The sequence below is a fragment of the Paenibacillus sp. Soil787 genome (genome assembly GCF_001429545.1).
Taxonomy (GTDB): Bacteria; Bacillota; Bacilli; order Paenibacillales; family NBRC-103111; genus Paenibacillus_E.
The window spans coordinates 595,708-616,692 of sequence record NZ_LMSP01000001.1; the positions used below are offsets into that span (position 1 = coordinate 595,708).

Below are 20,985 nucleotides of genomic sequence, written 5' to 3' on the forward strand. Positions count from 1 at the left end.
GCGCAGCCTGATCTGCATTGACCTAAGCCTCACCCAATTACGGCGCAAGCCGTATATTTTCTAATCATGCCTATGAACGAATACCATGCAGCGGAATACGAATTTGCGCCTTCGTTCCGATGCCGAATTTACTATAAAGCGTAACACCGTATTCGTCGCCAAAGGCTAATTTGATCCGCTGGTCCACATTGGAGATCCCATACCCCGAGACGTTGTCCGTTTTATTCAGAGCACGTTCCAGTGTTTCAGTCCGCATGCCCATCCCGTCGTCGATCACTTCCAGATAAATATCACGAGCATCCTTGTACACCTTGACGATGATATTAATTCCCACTTCATCGTCCCAAACCGCATGATTGATGGCGTTTTCGACAAATGGCTGTAATGCCAGCTTGACCGTCTGATAAACAAGTACGGAATCGTCAATCGCATAATGGAGTCGAAGCAGTCCCTCGAACCGGTGCTGCTGGATGGCGATGTAATACTTGGTGAGTTTGATTTCTTCACTAATGGGCAGTATCATTTTTCCTTTATTTAAGGAAATTCGATAAAACTTGGCAAGGTGCGAAACCATTTCGCTAATGGTGTTATCTCTGTGCTTAACGGCTAATGCGGAGATGGACGCCAACGTATTATATAAAAAATGCGGATTGATTTGGGCTTGCAGCATGTTCATTTCCGCTTCTTTCTTCGATATTTCCTTCTTATAGACCTCGTTGATCAGTTCTTTCAGGCGGCCTGTCATTTTTTTGAAGGCAAAGGATAACTGGCCAATTTCGTCATGCCCCATAAACGTCATGTTAACATTGAAATCTTCCCGTTCTATCCGCCGAATGACTTGAAGCAGTGATTCGATCCGTTTGGTGAAGAACCGTGCGGTTATATAAATCAAAACAACGGAGATCGCTATGCTGCTCAAAGCCATGATTAGAATTCTCTTCGAGGCGATTTGAGCGTTCGTAATGAAGCTCTTATAGGGGATGACGGAAATCGTTTTCCAGCCATTCTTGATTGTGTTGTAAACGACCAGCGATTTCTCACCATTGTACATGCTGTCGAAGCTTCCAGAACTTTTCTCGCCGAAAGTACCGGGGATAAAGGTGCCGATATTTTGGTTCAGGAGCGCTTTGTTGCGATTAGATAAGATATTGCCGTACTCGTTAACGATATAAATATCTTTTTGTTTATCTTCCTTTTCCATGAGCCGATAAATGTCGGCTTCGGCGATATCGAACGTAAGAATACCGTAAGGAAAGTTAAGGCTGTTGTTATTGAGCAAACGCGCCAGCTTGAATACAGGTTCGGTGACAGCCGTAGTTGCGGATACGCTATAAGTCACATTACCGTAAGAATGAGCAATCGACTCGTACCAATTGGTTGATTTTGCCGCATCATCAATTCGCTTAATATATACGCTGTCCGCAGGAAATGTCGTATTGCTCGTGTAGATGGATACCGCGCGAATGTCGGGATTCGTGGCCAGTACATTATTAATCACATTATTGAAATAAATGTACGAATCCAAGTACTCTGTACTGTTCTCGGTGTAATCTTTGGTCAGCAGCAGGCGCAGCGTATTATCCAAATAAATGGATGCGGATATTTTCGAATAGGAATCTAGCTTCGTTTCCAAGTTGGCGTTAATTTGTTCTGTCGTTGCAATCATATTGGTATAGATTTGCGTCGTTAGCTCCCTTGTGGTCGTGTCGTATGAATATTTGACGAAAAATAACAACGGTAAGATCGAAACGATGCAAAAGACGGCGAACAGCTTGCTGCGCAAACTGAGATTAAGAAACGTTTTGACTACAAACCGGAGTGGCATGGGTAATCGTCCTTGTATCATAAAAGTTTTTTCCGGTATTCGTTGGGTGTCGTTCCTTTGAATTTCTGAAACACAGAGCAAAAATAAGAGACGTTTTCGTAGCCAACGGATGCAGCGATCTCATGGATTTTTTTGGATTTGTCTTTGAGCAGTTCAGCAGCATGATGAATCCGCACACGTGTCAAATATTCTAATATCGTTTCTCCGGTTTTGTCCTTAAATATGGTTCGCACGTAATTGGGTGACAGATACACCTGTTTAGCGATATCCTCGATGGTCAACTGTCTGCTGAAGCTGCGGTCGATGAGACTAGCGATTTGATGAATGATATGAAGATTCTTGTCCTTGTCCTTTTCCTTCATAAGGGAGAGGATGGAACGGCAGACATCCAGGATGTGATCTTCGATTTCGTTTATGGTTGAATAATTGGCTATACGCTTCCAATCGTCGACATACATAGAATTGACGGAGTCACCCCCGATTAAATGGGCAAAATGCTGCTCTATCGCCGTAATAAGGCGCAAAGAGCTTGAGCATACCAGATCCCTGTCGACCTTCGAGGTGCGCATAGCGTCAAAAAAGTCTTGAATCACGGTGATAGCCGTGGATTCCTGCAAGTGGGAAATGGCATGACAAAGGGAGGCAATTGCCGGTTCAGGGTTCACCTCTTTGTACACTGGCTCAACGGCTTGATCTGCCTTAGTACACGATCCCAAGCCGAAATAAAATTTGCTTTCATTCGCTCGTTTGGCGCCTGCGCATAAATCGTATAGGCTTTCGAGGCCCATGCCAATGTCGGATACACCGATTGAAATGATGGCGGCGTTTCTGTTGTTGACATACTGAATTAGCTGCTCCGATGCATGGCTAAGCTCAATTGACGGAGTATCAAGCTTGTGACAGAGAAGTACGAAGGTTCCTTCTTTGATCTGACATAGAAAGGAACGGGGTATTTCCGTCTGCGCGAAATTTCGGATAGTTATCACGAGCTCCACACCATAATGGCTGACAGGGTCAACCGATATATATAATATTTGATAAAAACCGCTCGCAGGCATCATGGATGGAAGCAGTAACAATTTCTCAATCCATTGTGATCTAACCAGGGGACTGCTTTCCAGGATCAGCTCCCTCAAATAGGATTCCTTTAGTACTTCCGAGGTTTGGGAGGAAATCCGGAATTCCTCGCACTTTTGTTTGACTTTCTCCATTAAATGCTGGAGCTCTCCCATGTCGAGGGGCTTTAATAAATAGCCGATAGCTTCCACGGATAATGCCGCTTTAATATATTGAAACTCATCGTGGCCACTTAGGAATGCGATCTGAACATTGCGATTGATCTGTTTGGCCCGTCTGCTGAATTCTAGTCCGTCCATAATCGGCATACGAACGTCCGTTAATATGATATCAGGACGAAGCTCCTCCATGCGCTGAAGCGCTTCTCTGCCGTTCTTCGCCGTTCCAGCGACACGAATGCCCATGTCTCCCCAACGAACGTAGTCGGCCAGCATCTCGAGCTCCATTTTTTCATCGTCTACAAGCAGTATGCTGTACATCGAAAGCGCTACCACCTTTCTAAACGCTTGATATTACCGATTTTATTGTAAAACGTATAGCTCAAATAAACAATGACCTCGCAAAAGGATCGTTCATTTGGAATACGTTTCTGAAGATGCTTGTATAGAATTGTTTTGTGCTCATTCTTATAATGAGAATATACAAAATGATTATGGTTGTGACGGAGCGGCACAAGCCGCCGCAGCCTGGAAAAGGCGGGTTATACATATGGAAGCGCGACTCAGAAGGATGAAAGGACAAAAATATTTATACTTAATGATCCTGCCCGCCTTCATCTCTACCATCTTATTTTCCTATGGTCCGATGTTCGGCTTGTACATGGCGTTCATCAATTACTCGCCCGGGGGAGGTTCCTTTTTCCACCAGTTTTTTACGAGTAAGTTTGTCGGCTTCGAGTGGTTTCGGTACTTCTTTACAAGCGGTGATTTTTATATCATCATGCGCAATACGATTGCGCAAAGCTTCTTATCGCTGTTAGTTGGATTTCCGGCCCCGATTTTGCTAGCCCTAATGATCAATGAGGTGAAGACCGGCTTATTCAAAAAAGTGGTACAAACGGTATCGTACTTGCCTCACTTTATATCTTGGGTCATAGCAGCAAACATCATCATAACATTGCTTTCTTCGCAGGGGCTGATTAATAAGCTGTTGATGCTCATGCACATCACGGAGCAACCGGTGCAATTTTTCCAAAACGGCCATTATTTCTGGGGGATCATTGCGGTATCCAATATGTGGAAAGATATGGGATTTAACGCCATCATGTATTTGGCTGCAATTTCCGCGATTAATCCCGAACTATATGAAGCAGCAAGAGTTGACGGCGCCAGCCGCATGCGCCAAATGGTTCACGTCACACTTCCGTCATTACGTCCTACGATCGTCATTCTGGCGATTTTGTCAATCGGAGGTATCTTGAACGCGGGGTTCGATCAGCAGTATTTGTTGCAAAACAACACCATCTTGAAATATTCAGACGTAATCGATACCTATACGTACAGATACGGACTGCAGAACGGCATGTTCTCTTATGGCGCTGCGGTAGGGTTGTTCAAATCGGTCATTGCCTTTATTCTAGTCGTTAGCGTGAATACGCTGTCTAAGCGAATGAATCAACAATCTTTATTCTAAATAAGAAAAAGATAGGAAAGGGTGGGTCTGAGTGAGAACAAGATCGAGTGGCGATATCGTCTTCGCCTGGTTCGTTTATGTGTTTCTCTTTCTGGTGTTTATCGTAACGTTCTACCCCTTCTGGAACATTCTTGTGCTGTCTCTAAACAGTGCGGAGGATACGATCCGGGGCGGCGTTTATTTCTGGCCGAGGGTGTTTTCCTTAACAAGCTATACGCAGATTTTAGGCGATCAGGAAATTATTAATGGGGTTAAAGTGACGTTAGCACGCACACTGATCGGCACGCCTCTCGCTGTTCTGGTCATCTGTCTGCTTTCTTACCCGCTCAGCAAGCGCGATTTGGTCGGCGGGAAGTTCATCACACTGTTCTTCATATTCACGATGTATTTCGGCGGCGGCTTAATCCCCTACTATATGATCTTAAAGAGCCTGCACCTTATTGATACCTTCTGGGTGTACATTGCGCCAGGTCTTATGAATGTGTTTTATATGATATTGGTACGTACATTTATTCAGCAGCTTCCAGGGGAATTAGATGAATCAGCGAAGATGGACGGCGCGAACGATCTGCAGATTTTCATCAAGATCGTGTTGCCGCTGACGACTCCGGTACTTGCTACGATAGGATTGTTTACGGCGATCGGCCATTGGAATTCTTGGTTCGATTCCTATGTATTCACCTATAAGCCTGAATTGAAGACGTTGCAGGCTGTTCTCGTCAAAATTTTGAATCAGTATCAGACGTCTTCCATGGTGTCGGATGCGCAGCAGATGGCGGATTCAGCTAAACGCCTCGCGGTATCGTCGGATTCGATCCGCATGGCGGCAACGATCGTTGCAACGCTGCCCATTGTCATTGTGTATCCGTTCTTGCAAAAGTATTTTGTCAAAGGCATGACGGTTGGAGCAGTTAAAGCCTAGTCCAGCTTTCTCATTCCTGAAAGGCGGTGGTTGGGAGCGCAGTCCGTAGTGGATAGGGCGATATCCTAGTAAGTAATGTAATCTTTGTTTCTAATACAATTAGTCAAGGGGGATTTTATTCCATGTTCAAGACCAGGAAAACGTTCAACGTGCTGCTTTCAACGGTTCTTATCGGTTCCGTCATCGCCGGTTGCTCTACCAAAGAAAATACGGCTACGCCAAGCGATAAGCCAGCAGCCACAAGCGATAACAAAGCAAACGAGCTGACACCGATTAAAATGACTTTCTTTGATAAAAATACAGGCGACGCCTTCACGAACGAGGTTGCCAAAGAAATTACGAAACGGACGGGCGTAACGATCGAAATTCAGCAGCCAACGGGCAATCCTTCCGAAAAGCTGAATCTGATGCTCGCCAGCAGCGATCTGCCGGATCTTGTACTAATGGACCGCGGAGGAGATATCGTTAGTAAGTACATCGCCGCAGGGGCGATTATTCCGCTGGATGATCTGATTGCGAAATATGGTCCCAACGTGCAGAAAATGTATGGGGACACTTTGAAAAAGACACGGTTTACCGACGGAAAAAACTACTATCTTTCTAACTGGTACGGCCCGGAGAATGAGCCTGTATTCGGCATAAATATGCGCAAGGATTGGCTTAAACAGATTGCTCCGGACAAAGCTGAAGGTGGAAAGCCGTTCACGGCAGATGAATTCGAGGCGCTGCTGAAGGATTTTAAAACAAAGCTTGGCAAAGTGGACGGCAAAGACGTATTCCCGATGAGCTTCAACGGTGAAAATATGGGCGCTGTGCTCGGAACGTTTAAAGGCATGTGGGGGATGAAGACATACTACGAAGATAATGGAACACTGAAGTACGATGTGAAGGACCCGAAATATAAGGACATGCTGATGTACTTGAATAAGCTGTACCGAGAGGGCTTAATTGATCCGGAATGGCCTGTCAATAAGAAACAAACGTGGGAGCAAAAAATTTCTAGCGGACTCGTATTTGCATCACCAGGCGCATATTGGGATTTTGGTACGCCTAACGGTGTGCTTAAGAAAGCAGGCGGACCTGAAAAGCAGCTTTATCCGTATAAGCTTGTGGGACCTGGCGTTGACCCGGCAAAAACGACCTTAGGGCCAAAAAGCTCGCTCGGTTGGGATGCGATTGCGATCACAAAGACGAATAAAAATCCAGAAAGAACGATGAAACTCATTGACTTCCTAGCTAGCGAAGAAGGCCAATACCTTCTCATGTGGGGGATAGAGGGTGTGCACTGGGATATGAAGGACGGCAAGCATACGCCGCGTCCGGAAGTTCTTCAAGGCTTTAAAGACGATTGGGATAACTTCGCAAAGAAAACAGGTATTCGCAAATGGACTTGGTTCGTGAAGAACGGTAAAGGCTCCGACGGTACGCCGTATGATTTGCCGGGCCGTTACCAGCGTGGCGAGATCGACCAGATGGCACTGAAGAACTTGTCCGATACGGTGTGGGAAACGTCGGCTTATGATAATCTCGGCCCTGCCGGCGGCACCCCGGATGCGCTCGTCAGCCAGAAGATTTCAGATATTATGAGCCAAACGATTACGAAAGTCATCATCTCCAAGACCGATACGGATGCAGCCGCTCTGTTCGATAAAATGCTTACCGATATGAAGGCAGCAGGCGATGAGAAAGTGGAGAAAATCATAAATGACAACTACAAGAAACGCTTGGATCTTTGGAAATAAGAGAGGATGCAGATTAGGAAGCCGTGGGACTGTTCCGGCTTCCTTCTTCATTTAAATGTCTATAGGCATGAAGGAGTGGATAAAGATGATATCCAGTACGGTGAGCTTTCAAGCGTTGAACGGGCAAGTGGTTGTAGAGAATAGGTTATGCCGAATTATCGTCGATCTGGCAAGCGGATTAACCGAATATGAATGGGATTCCGGAAGCCGCTTGAGCGGCGCTTATAGCGCAGCGCGGATCGGAGTAGTCGAAGGAGGCAAATACGTTTCTTCGACCGAATATTCGGAGCACAAACTTTCCGCTGGCGGCGCTCAAATGATCCGTGATGATTTCGGCACGGGCTGCCGCTTCTCTGTGATTCATTCGGCTGAGTCGCTTCCGGTTATGACGCAGACGTTTTGGCTTTATGAAAAAGTGCCATACTATTTCGTTCAGGTCGAGTTGGAAGGCGAAACGGAAACATTGGAGACCAACTATATTTCGCCATTGAAGGTGAATGCAGCTAAGGGATCATCAGCTTTGGAAATGGCGGCAGAGGAACTGCGCGCGCTGTTGGTGCCTTTCGATAACGACAAGTGGGTACGTTACGAATCTACTGCCATGCCGAATCAGCTGGAAAGCTATGAGGTAACGGCTATTTTCGAACCTGCATCGAGAAAGGGGCTAGTTATTGGTTCTGTTACTCATGATACTTGGAAAACCGGTCTGAAAGTGGTCGGACATGAAGGAGCGGCTATTCATCATCTGGAGGTATACGGTGGAGCAGCAGGCGAGTATACGCGGGATGCCATTCCTCACGGTGCGCTGATCGGCAAAACAATTGCTTCACCGCGTATCTTTGTGGGCATGTTTGCGGATTACAGAACCGGACTGGAGGAATACGGAAAAGCTAATGCTGTGATAGCTCCATCTCTACAATGGGAACACGGCGTTCCGTTCGGATGGAATAGCTGGTCGGCGGCCGGTGGAGAACTCGACTACGAGCTTTACACCCATACGTCGGACTTCTTAAAGAGCTTATACGATGGCGGGTTTCATCATCAGGGGACGGTCTATATAAATTTTGATTCCTTCTGGACGAACCTTTCGCAGGAACAGCTTGAAGACGCGGTGTGTCACGTTCGTGACAATGGTCAAAAGGCCGGCATTTATTGGACCCCTTTTGCCTTCTGGGGGAACGATTTCGACCGGGTTGTGGAAGGAACGGACGGCAAGTATACGTACAGAGATCTACTGCTGCGGGATGAGCACGGGGAAATTTTACCCGAATTGGACGGCGGACTGGCAATTGATCCTACGCACCCAGGCAATCTGATGCGGACGGAGTGGCATCTTGAACGTTTTGTTAGGTGGGGCTTCGAGTACATTAAACTCGACTTCCTTGGACACGGTGCTTTGGAAGGCGTGCACTTCGATAAGGAAGTGCGTACAGGGCTTCAAGCGTACAACCTTGCCATGGCGCTGATCAAGAACAGGCTTGATCCCCAGGTTATTGGGCGTCCATTCTTTATCAACTTATCCATCGCGCCAATGTTTCCACATCAATACGCCCATAGCAGGCGCATCTCTTGTGATGCTTTCGGTACACTGAAGGATACAGAGTATATGTTGAATTCACTCACATATGGTTGGTGGATGAATGGAACTATATATCCGTTCAATGATCCTGACCATACCGTTCTGTATAAGAGCTTTAACCAAGAACCTACGATGGTGCAGGAAGGTAGGAGTCGTCTAAACGCTTCCCTTATTGCCGGAACGGTTCTTCTCATGGGGGACGATTTCCGCAAAGAGGAAGCAAGAACCAGGGCAGAGGACTGGTTGACTCGGCCGGAGCTGCTGAAAATTGCAAAGACAGGGAAAAGTTTTATTCCGCTTGAGGGAAATACTGATGCGGCTTCTGCTGATATTTTTTTTCAAATGGCAGATGAGGACTGTTTGATAGCTGTGTTTAACTATAATAAAGATGAAGTGGTTGAGAAACGTATATCCATGGAGCGTTTGGGTCAGTCCCAAAATTCGGCGTACGAGCTGCATGATCTCTGGGAAGAAACCGCCAATCAATCGTCAGGAGACATAAGCGTTCGCTTAGAGCCGGCTGAGTCGAAGATTCTTAAGTTGATTTTTTAGAGGGAAGAGCTGCTTAGGCAGCTCTTTTCTAACCACATTAGATCGCGGTTTTCGGTTCCCGAAAACTAAGCCCAACCAGTCCCAGTCCATATCGTAAACCGCTCAACTGTCCATTTCGTGTCGATTCTCCAATACAGACGCTCCTTCTGCCAAGTAGCCAAATAATTAATGTTCACCCACCTGTGAACATATTCTTGATTATCTACCTGCCCTCTCACTCAACTTTCTACAATATACTCCAATAAAGGAGTGCATCCATCTCATGCCCATTCACAGGCAAGCCGTACCCTTAGTTTTTCTATCTGCATCCGAAATTCAACCCGGACCCGGCATCACCAGACTTTCGCTGAACGTAGAAGCCTGAGCGAAAAAACGCGTATTTCAAGTTTTCGCGGAACGAGGAGCCTCTATTTCCCGCTTTCGAGGTGTAAAAACCGGTGAAACACCAAAATAACGCCCCCTCGTTCCGCGTACGGGCCCTGCAGCGGTATAATCACCGAAATAGAGGATCCTCGTTCCACGCGATCCTCAGATTAGCAGCTTATATGTCCAAAATCACTCCACAGAGTTGGATTTGACCAGTTGTTTATCGGTATTTGAACTGATTTCTATTTACATGCCCTCGCACCAAACTTTTAACTATACCCTCCAATAACGGAGCACGTCACATGGTTTACAACAGGTCAATATGAAAGCTAGAATTAAATTCGAGAGAAGGAACGAAAATATATGATTCCCCGAAGGGTGAGCAAATATGAGTGGTAGTTGGCAGGATTCCTATTTAGGTAAGCTTCGCAAAGTGGTTGGAATGCAAAAAATAATAGTAAACTCGGTACGGGCCATAGTATTGGATGGTGAAGGTCGTGCCTTGTTCATAAGGCGTAGTGGTGATAGAAAATGGGGTATGCCCGCTGGAGCTATGGAACTAGACGAATCCGTGTTTGATGCAATGAAGCGTGAAGTCAAAGAAGAAACAGGGCTTGACGTTCTTCGAGCAACTCTAATTGCTGTTTATTCATCTCCATCAACACAAGCATTCACGGACGGTTGGGGGAACGAGCATCATGTAATTGAATATTTATTTCGAGTAGATGAGTGGAAAGGTACTCTTGAAAAAGAGACTGGTGAGAGCGTAGATGCCAACTTTTATCAACTAGATAATCTTCCAGAAGCTTCGAACGAGCTTTTTGCAAGACATCACGAAAGAGTGTTTAAAGATTATAAAAAATTCGTTGGAACATTAATTTTGGAATAATAAGCTAACGCAGTTTTTTTCTGTATTTCATCGGTGTTGTGCCTACAAGCTTTTTGAAAGCCTGGCAGAAATAAGGAAAATTGTTCATCCCCACCTCAATGCTGATCTGCTCAATTCCTTTGTTGCTTGTTATTAATAACAGACAGGCTTGTCTGATACGTCTGGCGAGAATATAATCCATCAAAGTAGCGCCAGTTTCTTGTTTAAAGATACGAGATACATAATATTTGGATATATGCAGATGATCCGCTAACGCATCGAGTGAAATTTCATCGGAATAATGCCCCTCTAGCCAATTCATGATTTTTTCAGAATAACGAAGCTGTCTTTGTGGATTTAATCCATTGCCATTTTCAATTGGATTTCCAAATCCTTCTGCATAGAGGAATTGAAAAATCTGCAGCAGGAGTAAAGCGAAATTTTGCTGTTTGGCATCGAGCTGGTATTTGGAAAACCCTGCATGATGATGCTGAAATAACTGGCTGATAAAGCTATTATTATCAATTTGCTGGAGCACCTGCTCTTCGAGTTCATTTTTCCATAAATGCTGAAAATAAGCATTCAAGTGTGGAAATGAAGAGAAATAGGGTTCAAATATAGAGGGCTCTAAAGAGATTATCGTTCGCTCGAACGGGGCATCCGGACGAACTTCAACTTGAATGTGATGTAGTTGATACGGTTGCAGGTAGAGGAAGGTGCCAGACTGAATCGTGTAGACTTTGCTATTTACCACAATTTGACCAGTGCCTTGATGCACATATAAAAACTCCAAACCCTGATGGCAATGGTAGAATCCTTTATAATTCTCAGTCGTTATCTTGCGATAGCTGAAGCGATAGGGGATTTCATGTAGTTCTACATCTTCTAAGAATTTCATCGTCTGGATGCCTCCTGATGATTAGCTCAGAATAGTGTAACATGTCGTAATCAATCATGACAAGAAAACAACAATTCCATGCAATACAGTGTAACTTTGAAACCGACGAATTTTATATAATGCAAGAGAGCCATTGCCTAATATGTGAGTTAAATTTCCGCGAAACGCCTCGATCAAAATCTTGATAAGCTTTCGGAGCATCATTCAATGAAATAAGTGTTGCATTTACAGCTTTAGCAATTTGTCTCTTTTTGTGAATAAAGAGGTTTTTTATTATACGTTATCCATGTAACAACTGAGGGTTGTGCAAAATAACAACATTTCAGTGTCATACAGCAAAACTAAAAAATGACCTAGTGAATTATAATAGTAGTATCAATGAATGAAGACAAGTAAGGATGTGAACATAGTGGAATATACCACATTTGGCAAAACGGGAGTTCGAGTTTCGAAGCTAGGTCTTGGGGGCGCTCCGCTTGGCGGGGATTACGGTCCGGTCTCGGATGAACAAGTAACTGAGGTGATCAATCGGGCCTTAGAGCTCGGGGTTAACTTTATCGATACAGCACCGCTATATGGAAGAGGAGAAAGCGAAAGACGAATTGGGTTGGCGCTTCAGGGGAAAAGGGACAAAGTCTTCCTTGCTACCAAAGCTGTTATGCGAGGTGTGCCCTATACGTACGAGAATACGATTCTTTCCGTTGAGGAAAGTTTGAAGCGTCTAGGCACAGATTATGTGGATCTCATTCAAATGCACGAGCTTTCCGAGTCGAACTCGGAAATAGGAATGAACGAAACGATCCCCGCCTTTCTTAAACTGAAGGAGCAGGGAAAGGTTCGCGCTATTGGGGTCAATGCATTTAATCCGTCTCTGTTGCTACCATTTATTCGATCAGGACATATCGATTCGATACAGACGTTCTGTCGTTATATGCTTATTGATTATACGGCCATGGATGAACTGTTACCGACGGCCAGAGAGCATGGCGTTTCTGTCATTAATGGAAGCGTTCTCGGAATGGGTCTGCTTGCTGAGGCTCCTGCGCCATTTATGAAGCAGGATTCGCCGATGTTTACAGAAGCGCAGCGACGAATCCAAGAGATAGCCTTCCTTCGTAAGTCGGAGCCCAAAGGGTTGATTGAGCCTGCCATGCGATTTAGCCTGGCTAGCCCAGACATTACGGTGACCTTAACCGGGACGACTTCGTTACGTTCGCTAGGCCTAAATGCCAGCTATTGCGATGGCGTTGGCTTACCGCAAGATGAATTGGATCGGCTGCTTTCTCTATTTCCAGGTCAGCCATTAATGTAAGAGGGGATGTTGACAATGTCTAAAGTAGTAACAAGCGTTGGAGCGGATGCAGCGAATTCACCATGGGTAGAGGAGCTTTGGCAACAAATTATCGGCAAAGTGGGACAAATGAGCGAAACCATTGGCGCTGATTTCCCATATATCTCCTATGATGGAAAGTATAATAGTGAAGAAGCGGATTGGTGGACGAATGGGTTCTGGCCAGGCCTTCTGTGGCTGATTTATCGCGAGTCTAAGGAAGATCAGCTCAAAGATACAGCAGCACAGATCGAAGCATTGATGGATCCCGTGCTTACCGACTTTTATCCCCTGCATCATGACGTAGGGTTTATGTGGAGCTTATCTTCCGTAGCACAATACAAGCTGCTTGGTTGTGAAGATTCAAAGCGACGGGCAATGACAGCCGCGAGTCATCTAGTTGGGCGTTTCAATGTGAAGGGCAAATTCATTCGCGCTTGGAACCAACCGGAGCGGGTTGGTTGGGCTATTATTGACTGTATGATGAATCTGCCGCTGCTCTATTGGGCAAGTCAGGAGTCGGGCGACCCTCGTTTTCGGCATGTGGCTGCTCTTCATGCGGATACGACTTTGCGTGATTTTCTGCGTCCAGATGGATCGTCACACCATATTGTGTGCTTCGATCCTGAGTCTGGAGAGAGACAAGAAGCGCTAGGGGGACAAGGCTACTCGCCGGATTCAGCATGGTCGCGCGGTACTGCGTGGGCGTTATACGGCATGGCACTTAGCGCACGTTACACGGGAGATCAACGATATATCGATGCAGCTAAACGTGCAGCGCATTTTTTCCTGGCCAATGTTCCCGAAGATGGATTACCGCCTTGGGATTTCCGAGCTCCTTGGGAAGAAGGTATGGCTATGGATTCTAGCGCGTCAGCCTGTGCAGCCAGCGGCATGTTGGAATTGAGCTTGTTGGTACCTGTGGGCGAGTCTGAGCTTTATCGCCGTGCGGCCGAGAACCTGATTTTTAAATTAAATGAAAAATACACGACTTGGGATGATCCTAGCGAGGAAGCGATTCTTCGGATGGGAACTGCCAATCGACCTAAGAAGACGCACGTTAACGTACCAATGATCTATGGGGACTATTTCTTCGCGGAAGCAGTTTGTAAGCTGCGCGGCGTACATGATACATTCTGGTAGGAGGAAACATCCAATGACACACACTAGCAAATCCAATCCAACAACAGGTCACATCTGTGCACGTGATTCATGGACAGCGCCAACTTGGGCGCTCATGGAGCGGAAGTTAATCGATACATTGAACGAGGCCGCAGTGGAATATGTACGTAGATATACACGAGAAGATGGGACGATCGTTTGGCGTGAAGACTGGCCAGGAATGGACGGATCGGACGATCCCTATGAAGCGTTTATGAATTTATCCCTGCTTTACGCACTTGGCGGCAATGAAGAGATTCTGCGTTTGTCCCGCCTTATGTTTGATGCGATTACTTGGCAGTGGACTGAATATGGTCAAATTCATAATGAATTTGATGCGTATTATGACTGGATGCATCACGGCGAGGGTTCCTTATATTTCTATTTCCTTGGCTTGTCCGATCCGCATCTGTTGAAGAATCGTCAGCGTGCTGTTAAGTTTGCTGAGTTATACACCGGTAAGAATCCGGAAGTGCCTAACTATGATGCAGAACGAAAGCTGATGCGCTCGCCAATTACGGGCAGCAAGGGACCACGCTTTCAGATGACGGAAGAGGACTGGGTAACTCATAGAGGTGTGCTCGATGATTATTTGGCACCGTTCGAGGACATTCCAGGTGTAGACTTCGCAAGCGGGAAGTGCAAGTGGTCAGATGATAACATCTACCGTGAAATCATTAGCCGAATGAACGAACGGAAAGCGAAGGGAGATGTCCCGCTGAATTTGAACGCAACCGGCTTGATCACCAATGCGTTTATGTACACGGGCGATGAATCTTATCGGCAGTGGGTATTGGACTATTTGACCGCGTGGGAAGAGCGTACGCTTCGTAACGGCGGATTAATTCCAGACAACGTCGGATTAAGCGATATCATAGGTGAGTACAACGATGGCAAATGGTGGGGAGGTTACTACGGCTACCGTTGGCCGCACGGATTCATGTCCATCATCGAACCGCTAACCAATGCTGGTATGAACGCTGTGCTTCTTTCTGGTGATCGGAGCAAATTAGATTTGGCACGTTCGCAATTGGACCGAAATTGGGATCTAGGCAAAGAAATTAATGGGAAATGGCATGTTCCGAATAAGCATTTTGATTCCGGCTGGACAGACTACAGAATCCAAGTTCCAACCTACCCGATTTATTTATGGACGATATCGATGGCTGAGGAAGATGCAGCACGTGTAGACCGGATTCCCTATGAAGATCATTTCCGGTTGATCGATATGCCCACGATTTCTGGCAGAAATCCGGTTACCCGCAAGGAAACCAAGCATTATATTGCGAATACAGTACCTTGGTACTTATATATGAGAGGGCAATTCCCAGACTATCCAGAGCGGATTTTGCAGCAAAATCTGGAGCTAATCGCGATTCAATTGGAGAAGCTTCGCTCTCCTAAGGGGGATCCAACCAGCTGGGATTGGGATCATCCATACAGTATTCATGAGTGGCAGGAATTTTCTCCTGTCTACTTCGAAGGCTTACTGCAAATGATGCTAGGCGCTCCTATGCACATTTCTCACGGTGGATTACAACATGCCAGAGTGCGTTATTTCGATGCAGACCGAAAGAGATGCGGTCTTCCAGAGGACATAGGTGCTTTGGTGGAAGCGCTTGGTGATGAGTTTGTCACCTTAACGCTTGTGAACTTATCGGCGTTCAGTGAACGCGAATTGATCGTGCAAGCGGGTAGTTTCGGTGAGCACCAGTTTACCTATATGGAGAGCTTTAATCAAAGCGGACAAAAGGTTGGAGAGGGAGAGCTCGATGGGAAATGGTTACCCGTCACTCTAGCACCTGGGGCAGGAATTCAATTGAAACTAGGTATGAAACGTTATGTGAATCAACCAACCTATGAAACGCCGTGGAGTGCTGAAGTGGAAAGTTCGATAGCTAAGCTTATTCGAGGCCGTAACCTAGAATAGTAAGCATATGAGGAGATTGTAAGCTATGACATTTAATCGTCAGTCATCAACTAGAGATGTTAACCTTCCCTATCTCGATAGCCATGTCCACTTCTGGAAGCTGGAGCGTGGCGATTATCATTGGCTGAAGCCGAGCAATTCCGTTCTATACCAGAATTATTTGCCAACCGATCTGTTAGGTTCTGAGGCTGCTAGCTCCGTGCGTGGATTTATCGCCGTACAGGCAGCACCGACAATAGCAGAGACGGAATTTCTGCTTGAGCTGGCGGGTAAAGATGAGCGAATTCTCGGTGTTGTAGGTTGGCTGGATCCGTTCGCGGATTCCTTCGTTGACGAATATCGACGTTTACGTAACAACCCGCAATTCGTTGGGATCAGGTTGGACCGTTCCGTCTTCGAGCCAAATACAGAGCAAGTTCCGGATCGTCTGGTAGAACATCTTCGTGTGTTAGAGAAAGATGGTTTCCCCGTTGACCTGCTGATCGGACCGGAAAATATGCCAACGGTACTTAAATGCCTTAGGTTCGTGCCTCACTTAAAGGCCGTTATTAACCATCTAGGTGGTCCACCAATTCGTAATGGTGAATTAGAACTTTGGTCGGCATACATTGCCGAGCTTTCTGGTTTCACTAATGTGTATTGCAAATGGTCAGGCATGATCACACCGGCTGGTGGTATGAATCCTGAGCGGTTAGCGCCGTATATTGATTACACTGCCGAAAAGTTCGGCCCCCAACGCATTATGTTCGGCAGTGACTGGCCGGTAGCCTTAATGGCGGGCACCTATAGCGATGTTGTTCAATTATTCGAGCAGCTGCTGCCTAAGCAGTGGAACGACATGGAGCGCGCAAGCGTACGCAATAACAATGCCAAGGCATTTTATTTTGGGATTGAGGAGAGCGAAATATGATTCATAGATTCCTCTACTACTCCCAACTTCGCATAGGAACGGCTAACGAATTCCAGCAAATTGTTAAAGAAGATGCAAACGCGCTACGTAAAGAGTGGGCATCGTTAGGGCTATCGAATGTCTCCGTGTTCTCTTGCGATCTGTACGTTTGTGTCTATACGGAGGTATTAGGTAGTTCGAGTGCGCCAGTCTGGGATTGGCCGATGTCTTTCGATCGATACCTAGAGAAGTGGCCAACTGAACCTAATGTTTGCGACAGTTCTAGTGATAGGCTATACAGACTTGCAATCCCAATGATAGACGTTTTTCATGACGGATTGCCGGAAGACACGGATTCCTGGCATGGCAGCCGATCGGTTGAGGATCGAGTAGGCTCAATCGCCAGATTGAAACCGGATATGGTATCGAGCTATATCTACTATCATTATCAGAAGCAAGAAGAGTTCCCGGAGAGCTTCAATCAATCCTATTTGATCGGTTCTTTCGGTAGGTTCTTATTCTCCTATCATGAATTACCTTCTAGGGTGAGCGCAACAAAACGTCAAGGATTACTGACTACAAAAAATTCTCCGATCAATTGGCATGAGGTGATGTACCCTCATTTCGAGCCATGGGAAGAAGCGCCAGAGGGGCAGCATTTGTGGCGTAAAATGGAGCGAATCATGTGACAACAGCCGGTTATGAGTCAAGTGACTCGTAACCGGCTGTTACCATTTCAGCCACTTATTCGATTTCATCTATGTCTATATTTTCCGGAATAACAATGAACACCGCGGTACCTTTGTGGAGGTTTTCGGTAAGGAATACGCCATATTCTTCACCAAATATTAATTTAATACGTTGGTTTAAGTTTTTTAACCCAATATGCTTTTCCTCCAAATTAACCCCGCCAGACATGCTTTGTTGAAGTTTCTTCAGCTGAGTGTCAGGTATCCCCTGTCCATTATCAGAAACGGTGATCACAATGCCATCCGAGGTACGCAACCCTGTAATGATAATCTGACCTGGGTTTCGCGTGGGAATAATTCCATGTTGGAAAGCATTTTCCAATAAGGGTTGGATGGAGATTTTTAAGATATGGCAGCTAAGAATACTTTCTTGGATTTGCCATATCACGTCGAACTTGTTCGGATATCTGGCCTGCATGATCCCCACATATTGTTTGGCATGCTGGATCTCATCTCGGATATCAGTTAAAGGATTGTCTGTATCTAGACTTCGGCGCAACAGGTCAGATAGTGCTGTTACCATGTTGGACACGGGATTGTGTCCTTTCGTTAACTCGATCGCCAGATATTTAATGGTTTCCAAGGTGTTGTATAAGAAATGTGGTGTCGTCTGATTCTGTAAGGCGATTGTTTGCGCTTTCCGTAAGGAATGCAAGCGCAGTTGCAGCTCTTGTTCTAAGCCTTTCTTCGCATCTAGGGTTCGGAAGATCGAATTGGTGATTGTTCTAACCTCGTTCCATTTGCTTTTTTCGCTGGAGGCCATTAAGGGTTCTAACTTCTCCTGATCTTCAATCATGGACATGATCTGATTAACAGGTGAGAATGTCTTAATGGAGATTAATAAGGAAACAACTAAGACAATGATCGCACCAACGCCAAAAAACACATACAAAAAGGCACGGAGATCTTTCATTTTTTGCTCGTAATTTTTTAACGGTAATAGCGAAATATAGGTTAGGCCATTATCCCCAGAGGGGAGCACGGAAAGAATATACTTTTGTCCATGAATGGTCTTAATAGAAGAATGAGGTTCACCAATTTTGGTAAGGGCATCTGCCGCGTTCAGAAGATTAACACTATGAATATTGGCCATGAACTCGTTGCGATTAAGGCTGTACACGACGACATCTCCGTCGATGATATACGTGTTTTCGGATTGTTCCGTCGTTTGATTTGAAAATTTACGAAGCTCTTCGATATCAATATTAGCGGTCACCGCACCAATTTTGTTCTCATAGAGGTAGGCAGGCCGTGTAAATGAGATGTAGAACGGATAAATATCATTCCGTTTACGAAGATCACGGTAGGACATATTTTTTTCTATTTTTTGATACACGTTACCGGACCAGGTCTTGTCATCAAACTCTATTAGGGATGAGTCTAGTCGATTGGAAAGCATGTACTGATTTCGCTCAGAGAAGACGTATAAGGAATCAATATACTTAAAGGAGCGTGTGTACATGGAGATTTTATCATGAATGGATTTCATATTGGCTGTAAGATTGTTATTGGTGATATCTGTTAACATGAAGGCCGAAACATCATCTTGATAGATCATTTCCAACGAAACGTGGTCCATTTGTTTGAAGATATTATCGATACTATCCTTCACGCGGTAAAGGGAGTTCATGTTAACGCCACTTACTTCCGTCTCTATGGCCTTATTCATCTGAAAATACATAACGACGCTCAAACCGGCGAACGGTACGATAACCAGCAGGAAAATGAGAATTAAGCTCTTGATAAAGAGACTCTGGAACTTGTACATGCGCACGGCTTGAATTAAATTACGGTTTGTTTTCATGGTCAGCACCTTGTGAAAGCAGGCTTTGTTGGCGAATATAATCCTTAGGATTGACGCCTGTAGTTTGTTTAAATAATCGAGTAAAGTACTTACTATTGAGATAGCCTACTTTTTCCGTAATCTCATGAATTTTATATTCGCGGGATTCCAGCAATTCTATCGCTTTCTGAATGCGGAGTTGTGTTAAATAATCAATATAATTGGTTCCCGTGGTTTGTTTGAAGATTCGGCTAAAGTAAATGTGATTTAAGAAAACGTGATTAGCGACCTCTTCGAGTGACAAATCTCGATGAAAGTTATGAATGATATACTTCTGTGCGGCGTCCACGATCAGCTTTGCATTGGTTTCTTTGGAAGTCACATTGAGAACCATGAGATCGCTAATGTACTGCTTGGCCCACTTACGTATATCTTCTAACTCATTGATTTCAATGACAACATGGTAATTGTGAACGGTCTCATGAGGTATCTTGCCAACCAATCCCCGATCAGAGTAATAGCGAAATACCATCGCAAACAGGTCCATAATTAATCGATGAACAAACGTAATAGGCAAGTCGCGAAACTCGTCAAGGAAGCGGTCAATTAAACTCATCGTTTCTTCTTTTTGACCATCGGTCACATTCGCTAAGAATACCTTGTACTTTTCCAAGAGCTTCTCATATTCCAACGGATCCAGCCGATCTTTCCCTCGCGTTTCTTCAAATACTAACTTTAAAGGTTCACTAAATCGGGCAAGCTCAATCACATTAGGGAACGTCGCACTGATTTGATACCGAAGCACTATGTCGAAGTTGTTCCGGATTCGTGAAATCATTACATCAAGCTCCCCGAGTAGCTGCTCACGAAGAATGTCTTGGCTTATTGAATGGGTTGGAAAGGCAATTAATTTCAACCCCTGATAATCATTGAAAACAGCTTTATACATGAAATTGCCATTCTCTGCATGGAAAATGCTCTTTAACGAGTAAGTAAGTTTTTCCCGTTTCATGGAAAGCTTCTCGGGCTCACACAGCTCCAGTTCAACTAAAGCGCAGGGACAATGAGCAGGATCTAGTGAAAGGGATAACAAGTTGATTCGTTTATTAAGCTCCTCCGTATTCCGTAACGCCCCCATCACTAAGTCCGTATAAAATTGTTCTTTCAATAGAGGAAGAAGCTCATGGAAGCGAACGGATTGCTGCTGCTGATTCATATGTTGAGTTTTTAGTTTGTCCATCTTTTGTTTTAAAGCCTGAAACACTTCAGTGATTTCATCGTATTTCGTAGGTTTTAACAAATAATGTTCGACATTATATTGAATGGCTTGTTGCGCATAGTCAAAGTCCTTGTATCCGCTAATGATAATGACACGAATATGGGGGGAATGCTCATAAATATGCTTAGCTAACTGGAGACCATTGATCTCTGCCATGCGAATATCGGTTAACACGAGGTCAACCTCATGGGTTTTTAAGTACTCGATGGCTTCTTTACCATCCTCAAAATCAGCAACGATTTGAAATCCAAGTGATTCCCAATCCAGGAAATACTTCAATCCCCTGCGAACAATCTCTTCGTCGTCAACCAGAACAAGCTTGTACATGGAACTTCATCCTCTCGATGTTCTGAAGCTATTATAGCTCATCGCGACTTAATTATAGGAGTCTTTCGAAGGAGTT

15 protein-coding genes and 1 pseudogene are annotated in these 20,985 nt (G+C 45.1%); 10 read left to right on the forward strand and 6 right to left on the reverse strand.

Annotated elements, in window-relative coordinates; all coding sequences use genetic code 11:
* Positions 1-70: 70 nt before the first annotated feature.
* A complete protein-coding gene (locus ASG93_RS02400; RefSeq protein WP_056828442.1) occupies positions 71-1,825 on the reverse strand; it encodes a sensor histidine kinase in 1,755 nt (584 codons plus the stop codon).
* Between the two features lie 17 nt (positions 1,826-1,842).
* Complete coding sequence (locus tag ASG93_RS02405) at positions 1,843-3,381, reverse strand: response regulator transcription factor (RefSeq protein WP_056828444.1); 1,539 nt, start codon at positions 3,379-3,381, stop codon at positions 1,843-1,845.
* A 229-nt stretch (positions 3,382-3,610) separates the two neighbouring features.
* Between ASG93_RS02405 and ASG93_RS02410 the strand changes: the two genes are divergently transcribed.
* From ASG93_RS02410 to ASG93_RS02430, 5 genes are all read left to right on the forward strand, one after another.
* Positions 3,611-4,534, forward strand: a complete 924-nt coding sequence (locus ASG93_RS02410; RefSeq protein WP_056828446.1) for an ABC transporter permease — start codon at positions 3,611-3,613, stop codon at positions 4,532-4,534.
* 31 nt (positions 4,535-4,565) lie between these two features.
* Positions 4,566-5,456 (forward strand): carbohydrate ABC transporter permease, encoded by an 891-nt coding sequence (locus ASG93_RS02415; protein WP_056828448.1) that lies wholly within the window; start codon positions 4,566-4,568, stop codon positions 5,454-5,456.
* Between the two features lie 122 nt (positions 5,457-5,578).
* The gene (locus ASG93_RS02420; protein ID WP_056828450.1) at positions 5,579-7,198 is read left to right on the forward strand and encodes an extracellular solute-binding protein; all 1,620 of its coding nucleotides are present in this window, start codon (positions 5,579-5,581) and stop codon (positions 7,196-7,198) included.
* 85 nt (positions 7,199-7,283) lie between these two features.
* Complete coding sequence (locus ASG93_RS02425) at positions 7,284-9,329, forward strand: alpha-galactosidase (protein WP_056828451.1); 2,046 nt, start codon at positions 7,284-7,286, stop codon at positions 9,327-9,329.
* A gap of 754 nt (positions 9,330-10,083) precedes the next feature.
* Positions 10,084-10,584, forward strand: coding sequence for an NUDIX domain-containing protein (locus ASG93_RS02430; RefSeq protein WP_056828453.1), 501 nt, complete (start codon positions 10,084-10,086; stop codon positions 10,582-10,584).
* A gap of 4 nt (positions 10,585-10,588) precedes the next feature.
* On the opposite strand, the gene ASG93_RS02435 is transcribed toward ASG93_RS02430, so the two are convergent.
* Positions 10,589-11,461 carry an AraC family transcriptional regulator gene (locus ASG93_RS02435; RefSeq protein ID WP_056828455.1) on the reverse strand — a complete coding sequence of 291 codons (873 nt, stop codon included), beginning with the start codon at positions 11,459-11,461 and terminating at the stop codon, positions 10,589-10,591.
* A 112-nt stretch (positions 11,462-11,573) separates the two neighbouring features.
* A pseudogene (locus ASG93_RS37035) lies at positions 11,574-11,708 on the reverse strand (hypothetical protein); the annotation flags it as partial.
* Positions 11,709-11,870: 162 nt separating this feature from the next.
* Here ASG93_RS37035 and ASG93_RS02440 point away from each other — a divergent pair.
* Genes ASG93_RS02440 through ASG93_RS02460 form a run of 5 tightly spaced genes read left to right on the forward strand, consistent with a single transcriptional unit; the run spans position 11,871 to position 17,460 of the window.
* On the forward strand, positions 11,871-12,773 hold the full coding sequence (locus ASG93_RS02440) for an aldo/keto reductase (RefSeq protein ID WP_056828457.1): 903 nt from the start codon (positions 11,871-11,873) through the stop codon (positions 12,771-12,773).
* Positions 12,774-12,788: 15 nt separating this feature from the next.
* Positions 12,789-13,934: a glycoside hydrolase family 88 protein gene (locus ASG93_RS02445; protein ID WP_056828459.1), complete on the forward strand. Its 1,146-nt coding sequence runs from the start codon at positions 12,789-12,791 to the stop codon at positions 13,932-13,934.
* A 13-nt stretch (positions 13,935-13,947) separates the two neighbouring features.
* The gene (locus tag ASG93_RS02450; protein WP_056828461.1) at positions 13,948-15,882 is read left to right on the forward strand and encodes a hypothetical protein; all 1,935 of its coding nucleotides are present in this window, start codon (positions 13,948-13,950) and stop codon (positions 15,880-15,882) included.
* A gap of 25 nt (positions 15,883-15,907) precedes the next feature.
* The gene (locus tag ASG93_RS02455; protein WP_056828463.1) at positions 15,908-16,792 is read left to right on the forward strand and encodes an amidohydrolase family protein; all 885 of its coding nucleotides are present in this window, start codon (positions 15,908-15,910) and stop codon (positions 16,790-16,792) included.
* Positions 16,789-17,460, forward strand: coding sequence for a hypothetical protein (locus ASG93_RS02460; RefSeq protein ID WP_056828465.1), 672 nt, complete (start codon positions 16,789-16,791; stop codon positions 17,458-17,460). Before ASG93_RS02455 ends, ASG93_RS02460 begins: the two co-directional genes overlap by 4 nt.
* Before the next feature lie 55 nt (positions 17,461-17,515).
* Here ASG93_RS02460 and ASG93_RS02465 read toward each other — a convergent pair whose 3' ends face one another.
* Positions 17,516-19,324 (reverse strand): sensor histidine kinase, encoded by a 1,809-nt coding sequence (locus ASG93_RS02465; RefSeq protein WP_056828467.1) that lies wholly within the window; start codon positions 19,322-19,324, stop codon positions 17,516-17,518.
* Entirely contained in the window at positions 19,308-20,909 is a 1,602-nt protein-coding gene (locus ASG93_RS02470; RefSeq protein WP_056828469.1) for a response regulator transcription factor, read from the reverse strand. Before ASG93_RS02470 ends, ASG93_RS02465 begins: the two co-directional genes overlap by 17 nt.
* Between the last annotated feature and the right edge of the window lie 76 nt (positions 20,910-20,985).

Coding starts and splice junctions, on each gene's coding strand:
- ASG93_RS02400 (WP_056828442.1), bottom strand. CDS start 1,825: ATGCCACTCCGGTTTGTAGTCAAAACGTTTCTTAATCTCAGTTTGCGC.
- ASG93_RS02405 (WP_056828444.1), bottom strand. CDS start 3,381: ATGTACAGCATACTGCTTGTAGACGATGAAAAAATGGAGCTCGAGATG.
- ASG93_RS02410 (WP_056828446.1), top strand. CDS start 3,611: ATGGAAGCGCGACTCAGAAGGATGAAAGGACAAAAATATTTATACTTA.
- ASG93_RS02420 (WP_056828450.1), top strand. CDS start 5,579: ATGTTCAAGACCAGGAAAACGTTCAACGTGCTGCTTTCAACGGTTCTT.
- ASG93_RS02425 (WP_056828451.1), top strand. CDS start 7,284: ATGATATCCAGTACGGTGAGCTTTCAAGCGTTGAACGGGCAAGTGGTT.
- ASG93_RS02430 (WP_056828453.1), top strand. CDS start 10,084: ATGAGTGGTAGTTGGCAGGATTCCTATTTAGGTAAGCTTCGCAAAGTG.
- ASG93_RS02435 (WP_056828455.1), bottom strand. CDS start 11,461: ATGAAATTCTTAGAAGATGTAGAACTACATGAAATCCCCTATCGCTTC.
- ASG93_RS02445 (WP_056828459.1), top strand. CDS start 12,789: ATGTCTAAAGTAGTAACAAGCGTTGGAGCGGATGCAGCGAATTCACCA.
- ASG93_RS02450 (WP_056828461.1), top strand. CDS start 13,948: ATGACACACACTAGCAAATCCAATCCAACAACAGGTCACATCTGTGCA.
- ASG93_RS02455 (WP_056828463.1), top strand. CDS start 15,908: ATGACATTTAATCGTCAGTCATCAACTAGAGATGTTAACCTTCCCTAT.
- ASG93_RS02460 (WP_056828465.1), top strand. CDS start 16,789: ATGATTCATAGATTCCTCTACTACTCCCAACTTCGCATAGGAACGGCT.
- ASG93_RS02465 (WP_056828467.1), bottom strand. CDS start 19,324: ATGAAAACAAACCGTAATTTAATTCAAGCCGTGCGCATGTACAAGTTC.
- ASG93_RS02470 (WP_056828469.1), bottom strand. CDS start 20,909: ATGTACAAGCTTGTTCTGGTTGACGACGAAGAGATTGTTCGCAGGGGA.